We start from the raw sequence: 24409 nt of genomic DNA, 5'->3' as shown, positions 1-24409 counted from the left end.
CTGTGAATTCTTGGAGGGCGCGTGATTGTCACTGCTTGTGTGTGACGCCACGGTCGCGAACGTCCCGCAAAGCAGTGTCCAGCGAGGTCCAGTGCGTGTGCAGAAAGTCGCGCAGCAGCGTGTCGTCCGGCCCGGCGGCAGCCTTGTCGGCATAGACGATGACGATGGCGGCATCGTCGCCGTGACCCTGCAGCGCTTGCCAGACCCCGTAGAGCTTGGCTTGCCAGTCGACGGTGAAGAAGCGCCCGTTGATCCAGTAGGCATGCAGGACGCGCAACCGCGGTGCCTGGCTGCCACCGCCTGCGACCTGGTTCAGCGCCTGCCCACGCAAGTCGGCCGTACGCCAGGGCTGCCCGTCGATCTGGTCGATCCCGGAGGCGGTGCGTGACCACCCCTTGCCGTCCTCGTTGTCGGTGAGCACGTTGACCGATGTGACGAGCTGGCGGCCATAGCGCTGGTCGCGGTAATAGCCGATGTACAAGCCCACCGGCGCACCGCCCGTGGGCGGCTCGAAGCGGCCGTGCAGTGATGCCATCGGGTTCAGGAAATGGGGCTGCCAGTTGCTGGGCGGCTCGGCCACCCAGGTCCAGCCTGGCAAAGCAGGCGCTGCCAGCAGCGGCTGGCCGTGGGCTCCGGCGCGTTGGACCTGGGCGCGCATGCCGGTCGGCAGGGCCACCAGCAGCAGAGCCGCGATCAGCGTCGTTGCAAAGCGGCCGGGCGATTGACCCTGCGCTGCATCGTCGGCTGCCGCCAGCACCGGCTCGGCATCGGGGTCGGCCCAGCGCGCGCCGATCATGAACATCGCCAGCATGATGATGCCGAAGAACACCCAGCCGTAGATGATGTGATCCACCCCCACGGCCAGCTTGTTGCCGGACAGGTGCCCCAGCATGACGATCATGTAGGCGCGCAGCCAGTTGGCCACCAGCGGCGTGACGATGGCGAAGGCGACGAAAGCCCAGCGCTTTTTGTTGGTGCGGTAGTTCAGGTAGGCGAACAGCGTGCCCACCATGACCGAGGCCATCATGTAGCGGATGCCGCTGCAGGCTTGCACGACGGACCACGAACCCGACGGGATGACGAACTCCAGCGCCTCGCGGAACACCGGAATGCCGGTGGCGCGCAGCGCAATGACGGTGAAGTCGGCCGTGCGCTCCATCAGCCATGGCGTCAGGAAGTCTCCGAAGGGAACCGCGAAGAAAAGGAAACCCAACGGAAAGGCCATCCGGCCAGCGACGGCAGTGCCAAGCAGCGCCGGCACCAGGGCGACACCCATGCCCAGCAGCGCAAACTGGGTTGCGGCATTCGCGGCGGCCAGATCGCCCACCAGCCACAACAGCCCCACGGGCAACAAGGCCAGCAGCCACAGCGGCGCCGGGCGCGGCGCCATCGATGCGAGTTCGGCGCGCATGCGCCAGACCAGCCAGGCCGAGATGGGGGGCACCACCCAGGCGTGGGCGAAGGTCTCGGAGCGGTTCCAGATCTCGACCATGGCCGCGCCGGTGGCGAAATAAAGGGCCGCAAGCAGCCCCCATGCCAGGACCAGGGCAAGCAACGGCAGTCGCCAGGGCTTGGGCAGGTGGATCATGCAGTCTCCAGATAGCGGTCCAGGCCGGCCAGATGGGCGTCCCAGCTGTAGTCACCGAGCACGAAGTCGCGGCCGGCGCGGCCAGCGGCATTGGCGGCTTCTGCATCGGCCAGCAGCGAACTGACGCGCTCGACGTAGTCGTCTTCGGTTTCAGCAGGCTGCAGGCCGGCCAGCGCTGCGCCCGTGATCGCGCGCACGCAGGTGCCTGCCGCGACGACCGGCCTGGCCATGGCCATGGCCTCCAGCACCTTGTTCTGGATGCCCCGCGCCAACCGCAGCGGCGCGACGACGGCCGCGGCGTGCTGCAGATAGGGCCGCACGTCAGGCACGGTGCCAGTCACGTTGACGGCGTGGCCGGCCAGAGCCTGCACGGCCGGCGCCGGGCTGCGGCCGACGATGTGGAAACGCAGCGCAGGGAAGCGCTCGCGCAGCGCGGGCAGGATGTCGTTCACAAACCAGGTCACGGCGTCAACATTGGGCCAGTAGTCCATGGCGCCAGTGAACACCAGCGGCAGCTCGTCCGCCGCAAACGGATTGGCGCGAGCCGCATCCGGCGTGAAGAAGTCGGCGTCAACCCCATTGCCCAAGGCTGCAAGGCGCAGATCGCGGCCCGGGCTCAGCTCGCGGAACAGCGCGACCTCGTTGTCCGTGACGAAGAAGCTGCAGGCCGCCGAGTCCGCGACGCGCTGCTCGAAGCCCAGCAGCTTGGCAAACTCGCGGCGGTAAAGCCAGGACATCGGCCAGGCATGCTCGGGCGCGTAGTCGCGCCACTTGGCCGAATCGACATCGACGAAGTCCACCAGCGTCTTCACGCCCGTCAGGGTGCGGGTGTACTGGGCCATGACGCCGCTGAAGACGACGACGGCATCGAAGCCCACGCGGGCCGCTGTCTCGTCCACCCAGGCCTGCAGACCGGCGTTGCGGTAGTAGGGCAGGCTCAGCGCCTCACCGCTCAGAAGGCCGCGCAGGCTCAGCAGCTTGGCCGTGCGCGGGCTCAGTCGCGCAGCATGCATGCTCTTGCAGAGTTCGCTCACTCGCGGCAGGTGCTGCTCGTCGTCCGGGTCGTCGATGAAAGTGCCCAGATGCACCTCGTGCCGCGCCGCCAAGTGCTTGAGCAGATGGTAGGAGCGCACCTTGTCGCCCTTGTTTGGCGGGTAAGGCAGGCGGTGGACGAGGTAGAGGATCTTCACCGCGTGCCCACTTACCCGAGGTTCTTCACGATGAAGGGGCCGAGCCAGTTCGCGACGCCGATGGGCAGCTTGCGCCATGCCTTGATCATCAGCTGGTACTTCGGATTGTTCGGGTTGTTCTGTGGAATCGAGTCGCGCTTGAACAGGCGGTACTCGTAGCTCAGCGGCTGCGGCTCGAAGCCCCAGTTCTTCTTGAAGGCATATGGGCCGGTGCCCTGCTTGCTGCGGCCGTAGTCGAAGACCTTGAGGCCGCGCGCGCAGGCGCGGCGCATCAGCTCCCAGTACTTGAAGTCGTTGGCGGCGAGATCGCGTGCGGCCTCGTCGTCGCCGGCGTAGTAGGGCAGCACCTCGTCGCGGAAGTAGAAGCTCAGCACGGTGGACAGCGGCTTGCCGTCAGGGGCGGTGACGGTCAGCACCTCGGCATCGGGGCCGAACTCGTCAAGCAGCGCCTGGAAGTACTTCTTGGGCATGGCCGGCGTGCCGTGGCGATGCACGTTGTCGGCATAGAGGTCGAAGAAGCGATCGACGTTCGCATCGATCTCGGCCTTCAGCTCGTTCTTGATGCCCTTGCGAACCATGGCCCGCTGCTTGCGTGGGATGGCCAGCATGTTGGCCTCCTCGTCGGGCAGGATCTCCTTGCGGAAGGTCACGTAGAGGTCTTGGCGCGGCCAGTCGGCGTGGCGGGTGGGGCCGAGGTTGCGGTATTCGAGGTGCTCGGCGCCCTGCCCTTTCGCGATCTTCTCGGCCTCGGCTTCAAGCGCTGCAGCGGCCTCGTCGTTCAGCGCCGCGACGCCGCCATAGACGGCAAACGGCAGGCTGGTGACGGAATGGCCGAACAAGCGACTCTTGACCTCGGCCAGCGGCAGCACGCCCTCGATGGCGCCATTGCGCTCGGCGTAAAGGAAGAAGCCCTTGTGGCCGAAGACCGACTGGATGACACGCAGCCAGCCGCTGCGGTGGAAGAAGGTCGCCTGCGGGTGCGCCAGCACGAATTCGTCCCAGCGTGCGGACAAAGCCTTGTCTTGCGCGTCCAGGCGCGCAATGCGAATCGAAGCATCCATTCAGGCCGGGCTCAGCGAGGGCGCCGGAGCGCGCGGGCTGGCCTCGCGGCCGAGGAAGATCTCGTCCATCCGGCCCCAGCGGAAGTCTTCCAGCAGCCGCGCGATGCGGCCATGGGTGCGGGGGATGTTGACGTAGTGGCGGAAACGCGTCTTGGCGTCGATACCGGGCACGCGAGGCTGCTCGGCGTCGATCTCCCACGGATGGAAGTAGAAGACGGCCGGTTCGCCATCGGTCTCGTTGACCCGGCGGATCATCCAGCGCGACAACGCGTACGGCAGCAGGCGGAAATAGCCGCCGCCGCTGCTGGGCAGGTTGCGCGAACCAACGCGCAGCGTCGTCACGGGGATCTCGAGCAGGCCTTCGCGCACCGGGTAGGCGAAACGCGGCGAGTCGGGCATGCCGTAGTGGTCGTGGGCGATGGGGTAGACGCTGCTCGAATAGCGATAACCCGCTTCGCGCAGCACGTCGAAGGCCCAGAGGTTGTCCTTGCCGATCGAGAAGCTGGGGGCGCGGTAGCCGACGACGGGCACGCCGCCGAGGTCTTCCAGCAGCTTCTTCGCGCTGGCAATGTCTTCGAGAAAAGCGGGCGGGCTCAGGTCGCTGGCACGCTCGTGGCCATAGCCATGGCTGGCCAGTTCGTGGCCACCCGCAACGATGGCCTTGACGAGCTGCGGGTAGCGCTCCGCGATCCAGCCCAGCGTGAAGAAGGTGGCTTTCACCTGCTTGTCGGCCAACAGCGCGAGGATGCGGTCGATGTTGCGCTCGACTCGACATTCCAGGCCGTTCCAGTCGTCGCGGCGGATGTAGGGCGCGAAAGCCGAGACCTGGAAGTAGTCTTCCACGTCGATGCTCATCGCATTGCGCAAGGCCGGGGTTTTGGTGGGCATCAGCATGATCGACAACCTCAGTGCTGTTTGACAGCGTCAACCAGCTTCTGCAGCAGTGCCAGCGTCTGCAGGTTGATGCGCTCCAGCCGCATCATGCTGCGCTCCAGGCGCTGCAGGCGGTCGGTGTGGTGATCGGCATTCAGCGCTGCGATCTCGGTCGACAGGCCCTCGACCTCGGCCACGCTCATCTTCAGCCGAGAAACGTCCAAGGCACCGGGTGCGCTGTCCAACGGACCAGGGCGGCTGTCCGGCAGCTTGGCGGGCGTGCTGTCGAGCGGGCTGACATCGCTGTTGCGCGGAATCTCGCTCTCCTGCGCGATGTCGCGCAGCACTTCCTTCACGTCGGCCAGCGCCAGATGACTGCGGCCCTGCATGAAGCCGAGCAACAGCAGGCGGTCGCACAAGCGGTTGATGCGGCGCGGGATGCCGTTGCTGGCCTTGTGGATGGCCGGGAAAGCGTCGTGATCGAAGGTGGGCTTGCCGGTGGAGCCCGCGCACTTCAGGCGGTGCTCCATGTAGCGCTGCGTCTCGTCCTCGTCCAGCGGGCCGATGTGGCAGGTGGCCGCGACGCGCTGGCGGAACTGCTCCATCTCGGGCTTTTGCAGGATGCCGCGGAACTCGGGCTGGCCGACCAGGAAGGTCTGCAGCAGTGACTGGTTGCTGAACTGGAAGTTGGACAGCATTCGCAGTTCCTCGACCGCGCGCGGCGTCAGGTTCTGAGCCTCGTCGACGATGAGCAGGCAGCGCTTGCCCTGGGTGACCTGATTGACAAAGAAGGCCTCCAGCGTCATCAGCAGCTCAGACTTGGGCGCGTCCTTCACGCGCACGCCGAAGGCGGCGCCGACCATGCGCAGCGTGTCTTCGGCATCAAGCTGGGTCGTGACGACATTGCCGATGACGACGTTGCTGCGGTTCAGGCTGTCCAGCAGGCCGCGCAGAAGCGTCGTCTTGCCGGCACCGATCTCGCCGGTGATGACGATGAAGCCGTCATTGCGCAGCACGCCATAGTCCAGATACGCCTTGGCCCGGCGGTGCTGCTTGCTGCCGTAGTAGAAGTTGGGGTCAGGGCTGAGCTGGAACGGCTTGCTGCTCAGGCCGTAGAAGGCTTCGTACATGTCAGTAGCACCTAGACGCCAGTAGCCACGAGCGCGCGCCCTCGGGGCGGTGCTTGCAACACGAGCGCAGGTGTTGTTTCATTGATCAGAACTGTTGGTTCAGGTTGGCGTAGACCGCATTCTCGGAATAGGACGTGACACCTTCAAAGCGACTGTGGCGTGCGCCGAGTTGCATCGAGAGGCGTTGCCCGAGGCGGCCGCTCCAGTTGGCCACCAGGCTGTTCAAGTGCGTGGCTGCGCCGTTCGCATCGCCTGCGGTCTCCTGCCGCGAAGCCGTCAGCGTTAGGCCGGACACCGGAGAGAGCTGGTAGCTGGCCGACAGTGAATACGAGCGCTGCTCGACAAGCGCATGGGTGGCAAGATCGCCCTGGTTCTGATTGTTGCCCAGGCGGCTTGTGGTGGAGCGGTTGATCTGGGCCGTGAGGCTGGTGCGCACGCCTTGCAGCGCGGCCATCAACGACTGGCCGTGCAACTGACTCGGGCCTGCCGACAGGAAGCCGGTCGCAACCGGTGCGTCAGGCGACAACCCCAGCGAAAGCAGCTCGGCACGCACCAAGGCGTCGCGCTTGATCGGGTCGGGCTCTCGCGATGCGTACATCAGAAAGAACAGGTCGTAGACGGTACGCACACCGCCGGCCGCACCGGTGTTGCCCAGCGTGACGCTGCGGGTGTCCGACAGGGTCCACACCGAATTCGCCATGCGGTGTGAGAAGTTCAGGCCATGGCTGTTGCCGTATTGATGGCGCTGCCAGTTGCCGCTCAGGCGCGTGCGCGGGGTGGGTGTCCAGTCGGCAGTGACACCGCCCGTGACCCCACTCTGGGAACTGTTGCTGCCAGCGCCGAGGTAGTCGCTGCGCTCACGGCCTGCGTTGGCGCTGAAGATCCAGTCCGGGTCGGGCCGATAGTTCAGACCCACCGTCACCGAAGTGCTGCGATTGGGTGTCACGCCGTAGGACTTGGTCTGCTGCGTGCCGAGCTGCGTATACCAACTCACCACGCCCGGAGCCAGTTGGCTGATGCGCAGCGTGCCACCGCTGCTGCGACCGTCACCGACGCCACTGCCACGCACCTCGGTGATCGAGAAATTGCCACGCAGGTCAAAACTGGCCAACCCGGCCAGTTGGCCGCGCAGGTTCGGCGAGACGTTCAGCACGCCCGTCTCACGCCGGTTAGGGTTGTCCAGCGTCGACACAGCACTTTGCGCGCCCAGAGTAGGCATGGACTGCTGGCCAAAAGCCGACGCATTCTGCTGGCCGATGGTCGCCCGCGCATCGATGTAGAAGGTGCCGGGGAGAACCTCAGCCTGGGCATTTGCGCTCAGCGCATTCTGGATCTGCGAACTCTGGTTGGTCTTCAGGTAGGTGACACCGTTGAGCGCGTAGTCCAGGCTGCCGCGCAGCGATCCACTTCTCCGCGAGATGCTGATACCTGGCGATACCGTCGTGATAAACGCGGCATCCTTGTTCTGGTCGCTGAGGTGCAGGTTGTCGGTAAAGGTTTGCGAGAAACCGAGCCGCGGCTGAATAGCCGACCCACTGCCATCACCCTGCTGGGCATGGGCCGCCATCGCAAGGATGGCAAAAGCCAGGGGCAAATGGCGCGGCTCAGGTCTGAGCCGAGTCATTGCTGCCATAGCCGTAACCGTAGCCGTAGCCGTAGCCGTAGCCATACCCGTACCCATAGCCGCCGGCGGCATTTGGGCTGGCTTGGTTGAGCAGCATCATCTTGACCGGGCACGTCTCGATCGCGGCCAGCGCCTGCTGGACCGCGCTCTGCGCCGTTTTTTCGGCGTGGACGACGATGATGATCTGGCCCATGTGCGAGGCCAGCACGCGCGATTCCGTCGTCAGCAGCAACGGCGGCGAGTCGAAGATGATGATGCGGTCCGGATAGCGCTTGGCCATGGTGTCGAGCAGATGGCGCATCGCATCGCTGGCCAACAACTCCGTGGCCCGCGGATGCGGCGTGCCGCTCGGCAGGATGGTCAGCTTCTCGACATTGGTGCGCAGCAGCACCTCGGACATCTCAACGCGCTCTTCCAGCACGTCAAGCAGACCCGGGCCCTGCGGCAGGCCCAGCATGCGCAGCACCGATGGTCGCGCCACGTCGGCATCGACCAGCATGACGGTGTTGTCGAGTTCGGCGGCGATGCTGAGCGCCAGATTGATCGAGGTGAAGCTCTTGCCTTCCCCCGCCAGGGCACTCGTCACCATCATCAGATTGGCGTGGTTGATCGTCGCGGCACCCTTGCCCATCGCGTTCTTGATCAAGGGGCGCTTGATGACACGGTACTGGTCGCCCGTCTGCGAGCGCGGCGTATGCGGCATCAAGAAGCCCTGCGCCGCCAGGGCGACGACGTCGAGCTCAACACGCTTGGACGATGGATGGTGTCCATCGTCCTGGATCGAGATACCCACAGAAGTCGGCTGCGCTTCCACAACCGGTGCGGCCATCACGGCCGGACTGGGCGCCGCGGTTGGCAACGGAGCGGATTCGACCGACCGAGCCTGCTCGTCCCCTGGCAGGACAACACCGGCCTGGCGCAGTTGCTCGAGCCTCTGGGCGGCTTGTTCAATCAAGCTTGTCATGTCAAACCACCTGCCGGCTCAGTTGCACAGCCAAGACCGTCAAGGCAACGGCAAACATCGCCAGCAATCCTCCGGCCCCTGCAGAAAAACGGATCAACTCAACGCGCAAGCGTGCGCGGTCCGCGTCCGTCACGAGCCGGGTAACGACACCCAGGATAGGCAGCTCCACTCGGGCACGCAGGTCGTTCGCATCGTGGAAGACCGGACGCAACTGGCTTGCCGCAAAAGTCGTGAAGAGCCCGACACCCAAGGCCGCTGCCATCGCACCCGCAAGCAGCAACAGGCGGTTGGGAGCCACGGGCTTGGGGTTGGCTCGCGGCGGGTCGATCACGCGAAAGTCCGCCACACCAGAGGCGACGTCGAGTTCACCGGAGATCGAGGCCTGCTCGCGGCGCTGAACCAGGTCTTCGTAGTTGCGCTTGTGAATCGCATAGTCACGATTCAATTGAGCAGCCTCTGCCTCGACCTGAGGCGCCGTCTTCATGGCTGCCAGCGCCTGCGAATAGCGACCCGAATACTCGTCGACACGCGCCTTGAGCGACGCCACCTGGACCTCGGTCGTCGCAACGATACGCACCAGTTCCTGCATGGCCAGGCTGCCGCTTGTCTGACCCACTGAAGCCGTGGGCACATTCATCGCTGCCTTGCGCAGCTCGGCAATCTCGCGCTTTCGTTGCTCCTCGAGATCCTTGATGAGCTTGCGGGTCGCAATGATGTCCGGATGCTGGTCGGTATAGCGTTGCAGCAGCGCGTCGAGATTGCGCCGATGTTCTGCGAGCCGAGCATCGAGCTCCGGGGTACTGACGTTGGCCGCTGACTCCTGCATCAGGCTCTGCGCCGTCGTCTGAGCACCGCCTCGGGACTTCTCGGCCTCGAGCTGACCCTTCGCTGCGTCGCGCGCATTGACGGCTTCGCGGAATTCGAGGCGAGCGCGTTCCAGTTGGGCACTGAGTTCCGCGATATGCGCCGCCGAATCCTTGCCGTCTCCAGCCATGCTGGACAGATTCTTGAGCCTGAATTCCTTGAGCCGGGTTTCGGCTTCTTCCAGCTTGGTCTCGTAGGTCTTGATCTGCTCGTTGATGAAGGTCGTCGCTGTCGATGTGCCCTGACGCGTCTGGCCGAGGCTGGATTCGACAAAGATGGACACCAAAGCCTGCACGACACGCTTGGCCGTTTCAGGATCACTGTCGCGGTAACCGAGGATGTAGAGGTTGTCGCGGCCGCTGCTCTGGATTGAGAGGCTGCTCGTCACCGTCTCAATGGTGGCTTCCTGTTGTGCCTTGGACTGATTCTTCAGATCCAGGTCGGCCATGCGCACGAGTTTCTCGACGTTGGGGCGGCTGATCAGCGTGCGGCTCAACATCGTCACCTGCTGCTCGACGTTGGGCTGCACAGCGAGCCCCGACATCAGCGGCTTCAGGATGGACTGCGTGTCCACGTAGATGCGGGCGCTGGCCTCGTAGCGGTCAGGCAGCACGAACACAACCACGGCGCCGACCACGCCGGCCACCCAGGCTACGACCAGGCCGACCCAGCGGTACTTCCACATCCGCCGAACGATGATCAGCAACTGACCAATCAGCAATTCCATCGAAAACAGTCTCAGTTAGGGCTATTTCGGAGGCAGGTGCGATTCCAACTGCGCACCGGCCGGAAATCAGAACAGGCTTTGCGGAATGATCAAGATGTCACCGGGGCGCATCTCGACATTGGCCGACACATCGCCGCGCTTGATCAGGTCCTTCAGGCGCACCGAATATTGCTTGTTGCCCTCAGCCGTGCGAAGAATGCTCGCGCTGTTGCCAGAAGCGAAGTCCGTCAACCCGCCGACGGCAATCATGACGTCAAGCAACGTCATCTTCTGCTTGTACGGCAGGAATTGTGGCCTGGCAGCTTCACCGACGACGCGGATCTGCTCGCTGTAAGGCCCGACAAAGCTCGTGACAATGACCGTTACGACCGGATCACGCACATATTTGCCGAGTTGCTTCTCGACCTCACGCGCGACCTGTACCGAAGTCTTTCCGTGGACAACCATCTCGTCCACCAGCGGTGCGGCGATCTTGCCGTCCGGCCTCACCGGCACCGACATCGACAATTCAGGATTACGCCAAACCTGGATGTTTAGGTTGTCGCCGGCGCCGATGATGTAGCTGTAATCATCCGAACTGGCGAGTGCGGGCGCAGGCGCCAAGTTAGGGGACGAAAACGACGCACATGCTGACAGCAACAGGCTCACTGTCGTCACAGCCATCAGTCGGCACAAGGCAGCAGGGCAAAACCCAGTCGAAATAAGCTTCACATGCGTCTCCATGACATTCAATCTCGCGGAGCCTGAACGGACGTTGGCCCACCCACGGACTACCATCCGCGCTCCGACATGAACGAGTCTCTCATGATGCCATAGGGTCACCGGCCAAAAGCCTCGTACCCCTTGACTGGATGACAATGTCCACGAACCTACCGAACCCAGGGAGCCCCATGTCTTCGCCGTCCTTGGTCGCTGCCCAGCAAGCCTGGCAGCAATTGCTCGGTTCAGACCGCGTGCACCTGAGTGGCAATATTCCCGGGCATTTCACGGCTGACACGAGTGGCACTCATCGCGACGTACCCACGGTGCTGAAAGTCAGTCAGGCTGCACAGATTCCTGAAGTGCTTCGAATCGCACGAATAAACGGCGTTCCCATTCATCCCATCAGCACAGGAAACAACTGGGGATACGGCAGTGCACTCCCCCCCGCCCATGGCGCCACCATCCTGGACCTGAGCGGACTGAAGTCCATCTTGCACTTCGACGAGCATCTTGGCGTCGTCACGCTGGAGCCGGGCGTCACCCAGGGCATGCTGGCCGACTTCCTGGATCGTCACAACCTCCCCTACTTGGTGCCCGTGACGGGCGCCGGCCCAAGCTGCAGCGTGCTCGCGAACGCGCTGGAACGCGGCTATGGCGTCACCCCCTATGTCGATCACTTTGGCGCCGTCACCGATCTTGAGGCCGTGCTGGCCGACGGCAGTCTCTACAGGAGCGCATTGCGCGAGGCAGGAGGCGAAGACCTGGCGCGACTCTTCAGATGGGGCATCGGCCCGTATGTCAACGGCCTGTTCTCCCAAAGCGGATTCGGCGTCGTCACGCGCGCCAGCATCCTGCTGGCACCTCGCCCCGAATGCTGCAAGGTGTGCATCTTCACGCTCCGCAGCGACGATCTTCTCGAAGAAGCCGCGACCCGCATTCGCAGCTTACTCAGCGGACTCCCCGGCATATTGGGTGGCATCAATTTGATGAACCGGCACCGGGTCCTGGCAATGTCCGCGCCCTACCCGCCAGCGGAACAGCGAGATGCCCAAGGCCTCATGCCGCCCGCGCTGGTGGCAGACCTGGGAAGCCAATACCAAATTGGCCCGTGGACCGGGTTTGCAACGCTCTACGGCCGCAAGCGCATCGTTGCCGCCGCACAGAAAGAAATCAGGCAGGCACTCAAGGGTATTGCGAGCCGCCTCCTATTTCTGTCACCGACGCAGGCGCGATGGCTGTCTACGATCGCAACGCATCTGCCGGGACAGCTTGGTGTACGCCTCGGCAAGACAGCAAGCACACTGAATTCATCCCTTCAGCTCGTACAGGGCAGACCCAACGAAACAGCGTTGCCATTGGCATACTGGCGCGCCGGAACCTCACAACCGAGTGACGGGCGCGACCCCGCCCGAGACGGTTGCGGCCTGCTCTGGTACGCGCCACTCGTTCCGATGCGCGCCGAAGATGTCCGCCGCTTCATCGAATTTGCAACGGCAGAGCTGGCTAGGCACCGCCTTGAGCCCCTCATCACGCTGACCAGCCAGGGGGACCGCCTCTTTGACAGCACCATCCCACTGCTCTTCGATCTCAAGGATCCGGATGCCTGCCAAGCAGCACACGCGTGCCTCGCCAGGCTGACCGAGGGTGGGCGGGCTCTAGGCTTCTACCCCTATCGTCTCCACGTGGACGGCATGAAGGCTCATGCAGAACGCCACCCGCTCTCCGCGCACGTCGTCCAGCGGCTGCGCAATGCGTTGGATCCGGACAACCTGCTTTCGCCCGGTCGCTACACCTGACTTGCCCTCGGCGCACCAACACCGCTACGGGAGTAACGGGCTCGCGCTTCACAGAGTGACTCTGCTCACACGCATTCCAGATATGCAGGCCAAGTTCGCCGACATGGAGGGCGCCCATCTCCCGGCCACAGTGACCTGAGCGGCCTCTGGGGCCTGATGGCTCAAGCCAAAGCCCCCCACGCCTCATCACCAACCACGGAGGCACTGCGCTCAAGCGAAAAAAAGCGCCCCTAGGGGCGCTTTCTTCAGTTCAGAAGTGCCGCCTTTCGGCAGCACCCTCTTCATGCAATTTACTTGGAAGCCGAACGGCGACGGCGGCTCAGCAAACCGGTGATGCCAAGGCTCAGGCCAACCAGGGCCAGCGATGCCGGCTCCGGAACGGTCAGGATGGTGCCACGCAGATTCGTCGTGCCCTGATAGCACCAAGCACCAGCAAGGGCGGTACCGTTTTGGCAGCCATTGGCCAGACCACCAGACACGTCGTTTGCATTCAGGACGAAGTTGCTGAACGAAGAGTTCAGTTCGACGTCAGCGAAGCCACCGATAGCGTCACCCACAGTGTTGGTGTCAAAGGCCGTCTTGACGGCGGCAAGACCCGCGCCACCCAGGTTGACGTCAAACAGACCGCGGCCAAAACCATTGAGCACCGAACCAGTCAGCGCGCCAGCGCCGATCAGCTGAACGGCATTGGAGGAAGCAGTGCCACCCAGATTGCCGTGACCCGTCAGCGTCAACCACGACGCCATGCCCGTGATCGTCGCCAGGTTGGCAACCGAATTCTGGCCGAGCAGATTCACGAAGCTATTGTTGAAATAGATCGTGGTGGTGGACGACAGGAATTCCACGGAGGCGCCCGTGAAGTTCTGCGAGTTGTTGAGCGTGGTGACGTAGTACAGGCCGCAGGAGCCGCCGCCAGCGCAGTAGGTCGTGCTGCCGTTCACCGTCGAAACGTAGCCATAGCTGATGGCGTTCTGGCCATTGCCATTGACGAAGGTCTGGGCCAGCGTCGCGGTTTCCAGGTGGGCCGTACCAAGGGACGTACCGAAATCGACGCCCCCGACAACGTAGGCGTTGGCCGACATGGCACCGGCGATGCCGATAGCCGCGCCGAGAGCTTTCAAACTTTGCTTCATGATCGACATGGTGAACTCCTTGGAGGGAAATGATTGGACTCGGCAGTAAGTTAGCAAACCCCATGCCAACCCGCTTTTTTTTTGCTAACTCATTGAAAACAAAGAGGGATTCCAATGCGCCGAAGCCGCCGCCAGCACCCGCTGTAAAGTATTTCGACATCCTTTGGCGGGACTGGCCGGGTGCTAAGGCAGATGAAGGCACTGCGAAGTCCAGCGGGTGCAGGAGACCAACGAGATCCCGCGAAACGGCAGCTAGCGCGCCGCAGCATCCTTCAGCATCTGGGCCGCGAATCGAGTGGGAATCGCATAGCTGATGCCACTGGGCGCACTGAGCGCGGCCTCTTTGGTGCCTTTGACGAGCACCATGCTGACCACGCCAACGACTTCACCGGTTTCGGCATCCAGCACCGGGCCGCCGCTGTTGCCGGGGTAAGCCGTGGCATCGAGCTGCAGCACGTCGAAGCTGCCCTCGCGCAACTGCTTCACGGACCGCTCGCTGAGGCCCTGGGCGCCGGTCGCAGGCGGCACGATGGCAGTCCGCGAGGAGACGATACCCCGGTGTGTGACGTGCGAGTAGCCCAGGGCACCGCCTAGCGGGAAACCCATCAGCACAACGGGCAGCCCTTCCGGGGCCTCTTGGTTTGCCAGTCGCAATGCCGGCACCGCTGGCCCATCAATCAGCAGCAGCGCCAAGTCTCGCTCCGGTCTTCTAGCGATCACCTTGGCGCTGCGGAGCTGCCATTGCGACGCAGCGCTCCACACCTGAACGGCCACGCTGCGGTCGATGCGGCTTGGCTCTTCCGGCGGAATCACATGCGCGTTGGTGAGCACGTGCAGGCCATCCGCAACGACGAACCCCGTTCCACGGAACCCAAAGCGGGGGCTGTCCATCAGGCCGTAGCTGCCGACCAGCACAACCGAGGGCTTCGCCTGAGCAACCAGTTCCGGCAAGGTGGCGGCTTGGGCGCCTGCGCCTGCAGCGGCCCAGCAGGCTGCAAGGATGAGCAACGATCCGCGGTCCGGGCCAATGCTCACAGATCGCCCGCGACGTACTCGGTCTCCAGCGCACTAACGGCGCGACGCCAGACGTCGTCGGGCTCATCCACTCGGAAGCCATAGAACTCGTCGGTATCCGTGTGGTGATGTCGCATCACCTTCACATCCAGCGAAGCCTTGTCTTGCAGTCCGAGCTCCACCCGGACCGAGCCGTTAGCACCCACCGGAATATCGAGTTTGGATTGGGCCTGGAAACCCGACAGCGAAATCTCGATGACAGTCATCACAATGGAGCGCTCGCCGCCATCAACCCGCAGGCGCAACTCCGCCGGGCAGCGCAGCGAGAAGCGCTGATGGCGACGCATCGGATGAAAACCCGTCAGCGAGCCGCTCATCATCGGAAGCACGGCACGAAACTCGGGTTGGTCGTAGATGGACCACAGCAGCGCCTTGCGGCGGTCGTCAAGCTCTGCGAAGACCTGGCTGCGCTGATTGAAAAAGTGGTCGAGGATGGCCGGCGTCAGCACCGGATCATTGGTCGTGAAATAGCGGCGCTTGGGCAGCTTGATGTTGGGCAGGCGCAGTTGGACGAAGTAGTTGTAGAGGTTCTTGCGTTCCTTGCGCTTGCCATAGACGCGCCGGAATATCTCTTTCGCAATCGGCAGATCCAAGGCCGCACCGACGGCCGGCGCGCCATTGGCGAAGTCGTAGTTGTCCACGACCGTCTCCTGCAGTCTTCCGAAAAACAGCAGTGATTCGTAGAGCTCGATCTTGTCTGGGTTGACCGCGATGACGAGGTGGCGTGTGTCGAAGTACTCGGTGCAGTACTCGTACATGAACTTCATCAGCGGAAACAGGATGGCGCCACCCGTCTTGCGGAAGTCAGGATGCACGGCGAGCGCTGAGATCTCGGCAATCTGGCCCTGCTTGGCCCGCACCTCGCTGAGGTCGAAGACCGATTGGAGCGGAAAGCCGAACACACCCTCCCGGATCATGGACATGGTGCCCACAACGCGGCCGTCGTACTTCGCACACAGCGTCGTCGTCGTGGGCAGCGCGTGATACATCGTGACGCGCAGCCCCGACGGCGAAGGCTTCATGAAACCACTGGCGACATAGGCGTCGTGCAGGATGCGAAAGCAATCCTCCAACTCCTCGCGGGTCTCGGCAACCTTGAGCTCCAGCAGGGGATCGGGCGCAGGATCGCAGTCGATCATGCCGCGATAGATGGCGTGACGCGTATCGCGAGGCAGTCGACCGAATGCACGGCGCATCAGCTGGTGCATGCGCTTGCGAAGACTCGCTTGCTTGATCTGCATTCAGGTCAGCTCTTGAAGGTAGGCCCGCCAGATCCGTTACAGCGAGGCGAGAAGTTTCTGAACTTCATCTTGCGCCCCAAAGCCGCTGCCCAGTGCGACCAGGCGCTCCAACTCTGCGCGCGCTTCCGGCTTCTGTCCATTCTTGATCAGGTACTGCGCCAAGTGCAGGCGGAGTAGGGGCATATTGGGGCTGCGCTCCAACGCGCGCTTTTGCAAGGTTAGGGCCTTGTCCAGCTTCCCTGAATCCGCAAGGATCTCGGCTACCGTATCGAGGATCGCTTCCGAATCGGGTGCCAGGGCCAGGGCCTTCTCGCTCATCTCCAACGCACCGGGCTTGCCAGCGCGGTACAACACCCAGGCGAGGTTGTTCAGCACGAGGGCATTGGACGGCTGACTGGCAACCGCCTTGCGCAAATGCTGCTCGGCGCGAGCATAGTCACGCTGGCCGATGGCCAGCTCGCCGAGATAGATGTTGAATCTGGGCGAGTCCGGATGCTTGGCCAGCCAGTCGTCCGCGAGCTTGTCGGCTTCAGCCACCTGGCTGGCAGCCCTCATCGCGTTGTGCAGCTTGAGGACAGTCTCGTCGGAGGGGCGTTTAGCGAGCGCCATCTTCAACGCCGCCACGGCACCGACACGGTTCCCCTTTAGCGCCAGCAAATCAGCCTCCAGGGCCCAGCCTGTCGGGTCATTCGGGAATTGTTTCTGAATACCCTTGGCAACGCCCATGGCCTCGTCACTCTTGCTCAAACGGGCGAGCAGCGAAACCAGGCGTATCTGCGCAGGCGTGTAGTCAGGCTTGAGTGCGAGCACCTTGCGCAATTGGGCCAGGGTCGCCGGCACGTCCTTGCGCGCCATCTGCACGTCCACCATGTACATCAGCGGCTCGACCGCGTTTGGCTGCAGCGTGGTGGCTTTCGAGAAGGACTGGACGGCCTGGTTGAGGTTCCCTAGCGCGAGTTCCGCCAGCCCCTGGCCTTGGATCAGGCCAAAACTGTCAGGGAACCGCGTCAATCCGTCGCGTGCAGCCTTCAGTGCGGCCTGGGCATCGCGCTGATCAAGCAGAGTACCGACGAGCGTAATGCGGGCCGACTCGGAGTCAGGAAAGAGCCTGACAGCCTCTTCAAGCTGGGTCCGTACTTCGTCAGGCTTCGCACCTGCACGCACACGGGCCGCAATCAGGCCCAGGCGAGCGCCCACATCCTTCGGCGCTGCGATCACGAGCTTCTCGTAGCGAGCCACCGCACTGGCGGGCTTGCTGTCATCCAGATCAAACGTCGCAAGCGCAACGACGGCAGGCACGTAGGCGGCGTCACGGCCGACTGCTTGCTCATACAACTCGCGGGCCTTGTCGCGATGCCCGCGCATTTGCTCGATACGGCCGCGGAGAAATGGGGTGCCGGGCTTGTTGGGCTGCTTGCGCTCCAGGGCATCGAGAACTGCGAGCGCATCGTCGAGACGATTGCCGCGCACGTGCGCCATGACCATGGCGATCTCAGCGTCAATGCCGGATGCAGAGCCGGCAATTGATTTCAGCTCGGACATGCCCTGCTCGGTACGACCATCGTTCAGCGCCGACAACGCCAAAACGGTTCGCCCACGTTCGTCCGCCGGATTGATCTCCACCGCCTTGGCATACATCTTCTTCGCGGCTTCGCCATCGCCCTTTTGCAGATAGCACTCCGCGGCCAGCGAGTAGACCTCTGCGGGGGCTCGGCGAGTGCCATCGAGCAAAGGCTGCAGGAAGCTCAATGCCTTGGCCGGGTCGCCAGCCCGCAGTTGCGCACGAGCCAGCAGCACACGCACGGCAACCGGCGACTGTGAATCGGACAGCGCCTTGCCCAGATGCGCAACGGCCTGCAGGTAGCTGCCGCGCTCGTAGTCAATCGCGCCAGCAAGGTGCAAGAAGCGCGAGTTGTCTGGTGCAACACGCAGCAACTCCTGCGCGGACTCGAAGGCGGTCTTCAGGTCTCGCTTCTCGTACGCCAGCATCGTCGCGAAGTAGCGCCCCTGCAAGCTTTTGGGCTGAAGCTTTTCCAGCTGGGCCAGCTGACGCTGCGCGCCGTCGAAATCCCGTTGACGAATCAGTTCTTGGGTGAGGCCGACATGGATCCGAACGTTCTCGGGCATGCGCTGAAGTGCCTCGCGATAGGCGGCGAGCGCGCTGGCCGGATCTCCGCTGGTGCTTAGCAGTTGTTCAGCCTTGGCCAGCCAGGGTGCGCCAGATTCCGGTGCTTTCGCGATGGTTCGTTCGATCTGAGCCATCGCGCCGGCATTGTCACCAGCGATACGCAGCAACTGCGCCACCAGCAGGTTCGCCGTGACGTTGCCGGGATCGGCCTGCAGTGCTGCATCAGCCGCTTCGCGAGACTGCTGATACTTACGCTGTAGGCCATAGGCCGTCGACAACGTGGCCTTGAACTCGGCGCGCATCTTGGGTTCGTCGATCTGCACGCCCGCATACTCGGTAACGAACTGGTCGACCTCTCCGCGAGCCATCATTGCCGAGCCTATCGGCGCGGCAAGTTGTGCGACCGGATACCCCAGCTCGCGAGCCTTCAAGAGTTCAATCAACGCCTCAGCCGGGCGCCCCATCTCAAGCAGACTCTTGCCGAGCAGGAAGCGCGCTTCTACGTTGTCCGAGTCCTGCTGCAACACATTCTTCAACTCGAGCGAAGCGGCGTTGTAGTCCTTCTTCTGCATCGAGACTTTGCCGGACTCCAGCAACTGAGCCGGAGTCTTGCTCCAGCATCCTGCCAACACAAAGGATGCCGCGAAGGCGCAGGCTAACAGGCCCTGCTTGGAAAGGTTGCTCATGATTTGATCTGCAAGCGACTCATCAAGTCGTAAAGAGTTGGCCGGCTGACGCCGAGCAATTCCGCCGCGCGAACGATATTGCCATCGGTACGAGCCAGGGCAGTAATGACGGCGCGGCGCTCAGCAGCCTCGCGCACCGTGCGCAAGTCGAGGGCGACGTCGTCACCTGGGCTATCGCCATGCAAGCCCAGGTCGGCCGCCATGATGCGGTCGTCCTCCGCCATGATCACGGCGCGCTTGAGCATGTTCTGCAGTTCCCGTACGTTGCCGGGCCAGCGGTGGGCCTCCAGCGCTCTGACGGCATCCTCCGCCAGCGTCGGCACTGCTCGGCGCATGTCGGTTGCGAAGCGCCGCACGAAGGAGTGCGCCAGCAGTACCGGGTCACCCAGGCGGTCACGCAACGGCGGGATCTCGACAACGATCTCGGCGAGGCGGTAGTAAAGATCCTCACGGAAGCGCCCATCGACGATGCGCGCCTTGAGATCCTGGTGGGTGGCACCGACCACTCGCACGTCGATCGGTATCTCCTGGCGTCCACCCACGCGCTCGATGACTCGCTCTTGCAGAAAGCGCAGCAGCTTGGCCTGCAACGGCATGGGCAAGTCGCCGATCTCATCGAGCATCAGCGTGCCACCGTTGGCCGTCTCGATCTTGCCGAGGGTGGACTTGGTGGCGCCGGTGAAGGCACCCTTCTCGTAACCGAAGAGTTCGCTTTCCAGCAACGTTTCTGGAATGGCCGCGCAGTTGATGGCCACGAAGCGGCCCTTGCGCTTGGATGCATCGTGCAGGCCCTGGGCCAGCACTTCCTTGCCGGTACCGCTCTCGCCCAGCAGCAACACGGTGGCATCGCTGGGGGCTACCTTCTCGATCATGCGGCAGACGCGCTGCATGCCGGGGTCGCGCGTAATGAGCCCGGAGAAGATGTCGCTGCTCTGCTGCATCTGCAGGCGACGATTCTCCTGTTGAAGCTCATAGAGCCGGTAAGCCCGCTCGACGGTCAGGCTGAGTACATCAGGATCGACCGGCTTGGCGAGGAAGTCGTAGGCGCCCATGCGGATGGCCCGCAGGGCGTTGTCCTGGTCGTTCTGGCCCGTCAGCACGATGACCTTGACGGTCGGGTCGAGTTCCAGCAGCTTCTCAAGGCATTTGAAGCCCTCAGAGACGGAGTCCCGGTCCGGCGGCAGGCCAAGATCCATCGTGACAACGGCGGGGCTGCTGCGACGGAACTGCAGTACAGCGCTTGCAACATCGTCGGCCGTCACGGATTCGAAGCGGTCAAGCGACCACTTCAGCTGCTTCTGCAAAGCGAGGTCGTCTTCGACGATCAAGAGCGGCGCGTGGCGTGGCGTGGCGTGCTCATTGGAGATCGAGCGCAACGCGCGGCAGGTCAGCCTGCGCATGGAACAGGGGGAGCAGCAGGGTGACGGTGGTCCCCCGGTTTAGTTCACTCTGCACGCTGATCTTGCCTCCCAGTTCCTGCACGTATTGATAGCTCTCGTGGGCACCTATGCCCATGCCGCTGGCCTTGGTAGTCTGGAACGGCTTGAAGAGGCGATTCTGTATGAAATCCTCACTCATGCCGCAGCCGCTATCCTCAACGCGAACGCGGGCCTGACTGCCTTGGGCATCCAGCGTCAGGCAGACCCGACCGCTGGCCGGCGTCGCATCGAAGGCGTTCTGCACGACGTGGCCCAGCACGCGCTCCACACGCTCGGCATGCCCCCGCGTGCTGACACCTGGCTGCAGCTCCAACTCCAGCACCCTGCCCTTGCTGGAGGCTGCAGCGGCAAGGCGCTTCGCGATCTGCTCCAGGTCAACGCCGCTGGTCACGCCATGGGGCTTGTCACCCTCGCGCAACTGCAACATCAGTTGGCGCATCTTCTCGAGCGAGTTCTCGACCGTGTCCAGCATGTCCTGCTGGAACTCGGGGTTATCGCGCAGGCGCTTGGCGTTCTTCATCATCAGCGAGAGCTGGGTGACGATGTTCTTCAGGTCATGCACGACGAAGGCTGACATGCGGTTGAATGCATCGAACTTGCGCGCCTCCAGCAGGGCTTCGGTGGCCTGGGCTTGGTCCAGATACCCCGAGGCTTGGCTGGCCGCCGTGCGCAGCAGGTCCCGCACCTCCCAGTTCAGCTCGACGACGGCGCGTGGGCGGCCGAGCACCACGAAGCCGATGAGCGCCTCGCGCACCAGCAGCGGCACCACCAGCCAGCATCGCGGCTCGTCGGTCAGCCAAGTTGGCAGTTCGAGCCCGGGGTAGGCATCGCGCCGCTCACGCCATTCATCTACGTCGATGATCCAGGCGCGCTCCTGCCAGAACTTGGCCATCGCGCCGTCACGCGCTTCGCTGCCGGCTTGCATAGGCAGGTTCCAGCGCGCAATCTGCAGAAAATCACTTCCCACAGCGCGCTGCATCCACAGCATGCCGCTCGGGCTTTCAACCAGATTGGCCAAGGCGCGCACGACCGTCTCGGCGGTGTGCTGGGGTTCGGCACTGCTCGACAGCAGCTGCGTGAAGCGCAGCCATTCCTCGCGGTAGTCGTATCGGTAGCTGAAGAAGTTCTTGCTGATGTAGACGCGCAGCCGGGAGCGCATTGAGCCGGACGCCATCAGCAGCGCCAGCGCCACGAGTGCCACGAAGACCAACGCCACGGACAGGGCTCGCCCCCACTGTCCGCCCGTGTAGCGCACGTAGTAACCAACGCCGGCCACCATCAGCAGATAGACGCCAACGAGAAGCAGCGTTGCCGAATGGAAAACCGCCGCGCGCGAGACGTGCAGCTTGCCCAGCCAATCCGCATGCCGTCGAGATGCCACGTAGAGCAGAGGAACCGCCGCCGCATGCACGAGGGACCGCACGCTGATGGCGTCGCCATCAAAGCGCTGAAACAACGCGGCCTGAGAGCCAATGAACAAATCGAAGACAAAGATGGCGCCAAGGCCCAGACAGACCGGCTTGGCGTTCCATCGCGCATCGCCCGTCGCGTTGCGCAGCATCTGCTCGACGAGGACCAACCCCAGCACCGCAATGCCCAACGCTGCAAAGGCCTGGGGCCGAGCCAGGGACTCAGTCGGCAGGCTCTCGGCGGACAGGATCAGCCACAACTGGGCCAGTACCGCGAAGGCAGCCAGGGGGCGCATCCAGCCCAAACCACCGCCGCGCCGCGGCGGTGGCAGCAGCATCAGCATGAAGGCAAACCAGAAGCCGAATCGCAACAAGTCCAGGGAGGGCGCGATCCAGGTCGGCAGGCGGTCGGACCAGTGCCTCAGTCCATCCAACAACGCAACGCCGGCCCAGATCGAGCTGCTGGCCAGGGCGGCCAGAAAAACGAGAGCCAGTACGGTGACAGGCAGCCCCCCACGCAACAGTCGCCAAGCGAAGTACAGCGCGAACAGCCCATAGGCCAGCGCGCAAATCAGATCGCCGAGACTGCTCAAGGAGAGAAAGGGGGCGAGCACTTCAATCATGGTGCTCGGGGCGGAGTTCAACTCATCGGCGAGAGCCATGCGTTATTCAAGCATGCCTCAGCGACCATGAGCATCGGCGCTTACGCCGACGCATCCAGTGCTCAGCGCGCACCCTTGCCGGTCAGCACAACGGCCACAGTCTCCAGCATGATCAGCAGATCAAGGAAGAGCGAGTGGTTCTTCACGTAGTAGAGGTCGTACTGCAGCTTCTCGACCGAATCCTCGATCGTCGAACCGTATTCGTAGCGCACCTGGGCCCAACCGGTCACGCCCGGCTTCACGCTGTGGCGCACGGCGTAATACGGAATCTTGCTGATCAGCTCGTCGACGAAGAACTGGCGCTCCGGGCGGGGGCCAACCATGCTCATCTCGCCCCACAGCACGTTGAAAAGCTGCGGCAGCTCGTCGATACGGACCTTGCGGATGAAGCGCCCAATGCGGGTCACACGGTCATCGTTCTTGGTCGCCCAACGCGGCTTGCCGTCTTTCTCGGCATCCGTGCGCATGCTGCGGAACTTGATGACGTTGAAGGGCACGCCGTTCAGGCCAACACGCTCCTGGCGGTAAAGCACCGGACCGCGCGATTCGAAGCGGATGGCCAGAGCCGTGACCAGCATGATGGGCCAGCTCACCGCCAGGATCAGCGATGCGAACACGATGTCGCAGACGCGCTTGATCGCGGCGCGAAGCATGCCCTGACTGAATCCATCGCCGAACACAAGCCAACCGGCGTTGACGTGCTTGATGTTGATCTGGGCCAGCGTCTTCTCGAAGTGGGTGGCGATGTCCACCACGCGCACACCGGACAACTTGCAATCCAGCAACTGGCGCAGCGGCATGCTGCCGCCCCGGCGCTCGCTCAAAGCGACGACGATCTCGTCGACGTTGTGCTTAAGCGCAGCCTCGGTCAGGTTGGCACCGTCGTTGATGATCTCCGCTCCTGGCACCTCAGGCTGATCTTCATTGGGGCCAGCGTAGAACCCGACGATTTGCGCATGCGGATCGGAAGCACGCAACGTGTTACCGACGGTGCGCGCAGCGACGCCAGTGCCGAAGATCAGGATGCGGCTGCGCAAGCGCGCCTGGGTGCCCGAGTGAGCCGCATAGACACGATGCACCATCACCGCAGCGACGGCGACCATGGCCACCAGCGTCAGCAGGTCACGATGGCTCGTGTTGGAGGGCACCAGGCTGAAAATGGCGTAAGCCAACGGCAGGCCGAACAGCAGACCGAACAGCGCACGCGCGCAGGACTCGGTAACGGAGCGGTTGTGCACGTGCTGGTAGAAGCCCGTGGCCGAATTGATCACGAACATGCAACCAGCCAGGGACAGGCCGTGCGAGGCGGCGAAGGGCAGCACCGTCTGCGCAGACTCGCCTTGGCTGAGAACAACGGCAATGACCGCGAACACGATCAAGCCGAGATCGAAGAAGACCTGAAGCAAGGTCTGCTTATGCAGGTAATGGTTGAATATTCGAATCATTTGCATCCCCGATCACTACTGCCTGGCGTTTTCCGCATTTGCAATCCGATTAACGAAATTCGAATCAATATCGATATTCCATTCACCCTCGCACGGAGGTCACCTGCCAGAACACCACCTCGCGGCGGACCCGACAGTCACGGACACCTCGGAGACCGCCTGGCTGGCCTGTGGAAGTCCCGGGCTTGACGCCGCAACAGGCACATCCGACCAACCCTTGATCGCGCCGGCATCATGCCTCCGGCTCCCAGGCTTGAAAGCCCCCCGTTTAGAGGGTGCGTGACCCTTGAATCCGCGTCGTGCTGCAGTGCCTCCTGACCCGCCGGGAGCATCCTTTTCCTCAACGGGCGGCAGTAGAACCGAAAGCAAGCGACAGCACCATGACAGCCCTGCGCCGAGCAGCGCAAAGCGTGCGGAACGCACAGCCGTCCCTTTGAATTTCCACAAAACAGGGTTTATGGGGCATTAGCGCCATGCCGCGAACGAAGCTCTCCTATGTAGTAAATATCGAGTCGCCCCGATTTATTGGGGAGTATTCACGATTCATTCATCCGCGCTGTCGCAACTCACATTAATTTGTCGTCACGCGACGGCAACCTTCACCGGCGCAAAAGACAAGGCCCGCACGCAGCGGGCTTCAGCAAGAAAAACGCCCGCCAAGGCGGGCGTTTTG

At 63.3% G+C, this 24409-nt stretch carries 17 protein-coding genes; 1 reads left to right on the top strand and 16 read right to left on the bottom strand.

Annotation, left to right across the window (positions count from 1 at the left end; translation table 11 throughout):
* Positions 1 to 28: 28 nt before the first annotated feature.
* The 9 genes from xrtA to AC07V5_RS21340 all read right to left on the bottom strand — a co-directional run bounded on the left by xrtA (position 29) and on the right by AC07V5_RS21340 (position 10684).
* A complete protein-coding gene (gene xrtA / locus AC07V5_RS21380) occupies positions 29 to 1588 on the bottom strand; it encodes an exosortase A (protein ID WP_495117722.1) in 1560 nt (519 codons plus the stop codon).
* On the bottom strand, positions 1585 to 2778 hold the full coding sequence (locus AC07V5_RS21375) for a TIGR03087 family PEP-CTERM/XrtA system glycosyltransferase (RefSeq protein ID WP_495117721.1): 1194 nt from the start codon (positions 2776 to 2778) through the stop codon (positions 1585 to 1587). The genes xrtA and AC07V5_RS21375 overlap by 4 nt, the downstream gene beginning before the upstream one ends.
* Positions 2779 to 2789: 11 nt before the next feature.
* Positions 2790 to 3839 carry a FemAB family XrtA/PEP-CTERM system-associated protein gene (locus AC07V5_RS21370; RefSeq protein WP_495117720.1) on the bottom strand — a complete coding sequence of 350 codons (1050 nt, stop codon included), beginning with the start codon at positions 3837 to 3839 and terminating at the stop codon, positions 2790 to 2792.
* A complete protein-coding gene (locus AC07V5_RS21365; protein ID WP_495117719.1) occupies positions 3840 to 4733 on the bottom strand; it encodes an XrtA system polysaccharide deacetylase in 894 nt (297 codons plus the stop codon).
* Between the two features lie 11 nt (positions 4734 to 4744).
* Positions 4745 to 5842: an XrtA/PEP-CTERM system-associated ATPase gene (locus AC07V5_RS21360; RefSeq protein ID WP_495117718.1), complete on the bottom strand. Its 1098-nt coding sequence runs from the start codon at positions 5840 to 5842 to the stop codon at positions 4745 to 4747.
* Positions 5843 to 5927: 85 nt separating this feature from the next.
* A complete protein-coding gene (locus tag AC07V5_RS21355) occupies positions 5928 to 7409 on the bottom strand; it encodes a TIGR03016 family PEP-CTERM system-associated outer membrane protein (RefSeq protein ID WP_495117717.1) in 1482 nt (493 codons plus the stop codon).
* 37 nt (positions 7410 to 7446) lie between these two features.
* Complete coding sequence (locus AC07V5_RS21350; RefSeq protein WP_495117716.1) at positions 7447 to 8430, bottom strand: XrtA-associated tyrosine autokinase; 984 nt, start codon at positions 8428 to 8430, stop codon at positions 7447 to 7449.
* Position 8431: 1 nt separating this feature from the next.
* On the bottom strand, positions 8432 to 10021 hold the full coding sequence (locus AC07V5_RS21345; RefSeq protein ID WP_495117715.1) for an XrtA system polysaccharide chain length determinant: 1590 nt from the start codon (positions 10019 to 10021) through the stop codon (positions 8432 to 8434).
* 66 nt (positions 10022 to 10087) lie between these two features.
* Positions 10088 to 10684, bottom strand: coding sequence for an XrtA/PEP-CTERM system exopolysaccharide export protein (locus AC07V5_RS21340; protein WP_495117714.1), 597 nt, complete (start codon positions 10682 to 10684; stop codon positions 10088 to 10090).
* Positions 10685 to 10911: 227 nt separating this feature from the next.
* On the opposite strand from AC07V5_RS21340, the gene AC07V5_RS21335 reads away from it, so the two are divergent.
* Positions 10912 to 12519: an FAD-binding oxidoreductase gene (locus AC07V5_RS21335; RefSeq protein WP_495117713.1), complete on the top strand. Its 1608-nt coding sequence runs from the start codon at positions 10912 to 10914 to the stop codon at positions 12517 to 12519.
* Between the two features lie 290 nt (positions 12520 to 12809).
* Here the strand turns inward: AC07V5_RS21335 and AC07V5_RS21330 are convergent, their stop codons facing one another.
* The 7 genes from AC07V5_RS21330 to AC07V5_RS21300 all read right to left on the bottom strand — a co-directional run bounded on the left by AC07V5_RS21330 (position 12810) and on the right by AC07V5_RS21300 (position 23736).
* Positions 12810 to 13661, bottom strand: a complete 852-nt coding sequence (locus AC07V5_RS21330) for a PEP-CTERM sorting domain-containing protein (protein WP_495117712.1) — start codon at positions 13659 to 13661, stop codon at positions 12810 to 12812.
* A 243-nt stretch (positions 13662 to 13904) separates the two neighbouring features.
* Positions 13905 to 14603, bottom strand: coding sequence for a S1 family peptidase (locus tag AC07V5_RS21325; RefSeq protein ID WP_495117711.1), 699 nt, complete (start codon positions 14601 to 14603; stop codon positions 13905 to 13907).
* Between the two features lie 80 nt (positions 14604 to 14683).
* The gene (locus AC07V5_RS21320) at positions 14684 to 15967 is read right to left on the bottom strand and encodes a GNAT family N-acetyltransferase (RefSeq protein ID WP_495117710.1); all 1284 of its coding nucleotides are present in this window, start codon (positions 15965 to 15967) and stop codon (positions 14684 to 14686) included.
* Between the two features lie 36 nt (positions 15968 to 16003).
* Positions 16004 to 18781 (bottom strand): XrtA/PEP-CTERM system TPR-repeat protein PrsT, encoded by a 2778-nt coding sequence (gene prsT / locus AC07V5_RS21315; RefSeq protein WP_495117709.1) that lies wholly within the window; start codon positions 18779 to 18781, stop codon positions 16004 to 16006.
* Positions 18778 to 20181, bottom strand: a complete 1404-nt coding sequence (gene prsR, locus AC07V5_RS21310) for a PEP-CTERM-box response regulator transcription factor (RefSeq protein ID WP_495117708.1) — start codon at positions 20179 to 20181, stop codon at positions 18778 to 18780. Before prsR ends, prsT begins: the two co-directional genes overlap by 4 nt.
* Complete coding sequence (gene prsK, locus AC07V5_RS21305; protein ID WP_495117707.1) at positions 20138 to 22291, bottom strand: XrtA/PEP-CTERM system histidine kinase PrsK; 2154 nt, start codon at positions 22289 to 22291, stop codon at positions 20138 to 20140. The genes prsR and prsK overlap by 44 nt, the downstream gene beginning before the upstream one ends.
* Positions 22292 to 22353: 62 nt before the next feature.
* Positions 22354 to 23736: a TIGR03013 family XrtA/PEP-CTERM system glycosyltransferase gene (locus AC07V5_RS21300; RefSeq protein WP_495117706.1), complete on the bottom strand. Its 1383-nt coding sequence runs from the start codon at positions 23734 to 23736 to the stop codon at positions 22354 to 22356.
* Between the last annotated feature and the right edge of the window lie 673 nt (positions 23737 to 24409).

It is taken from the genome of Roseateles sp. GW821-FHT02E12, from assembly GCF_059421665.1.
This window is presented reverse-complemented; position numbering and strand designations above follow the sequence as displayed.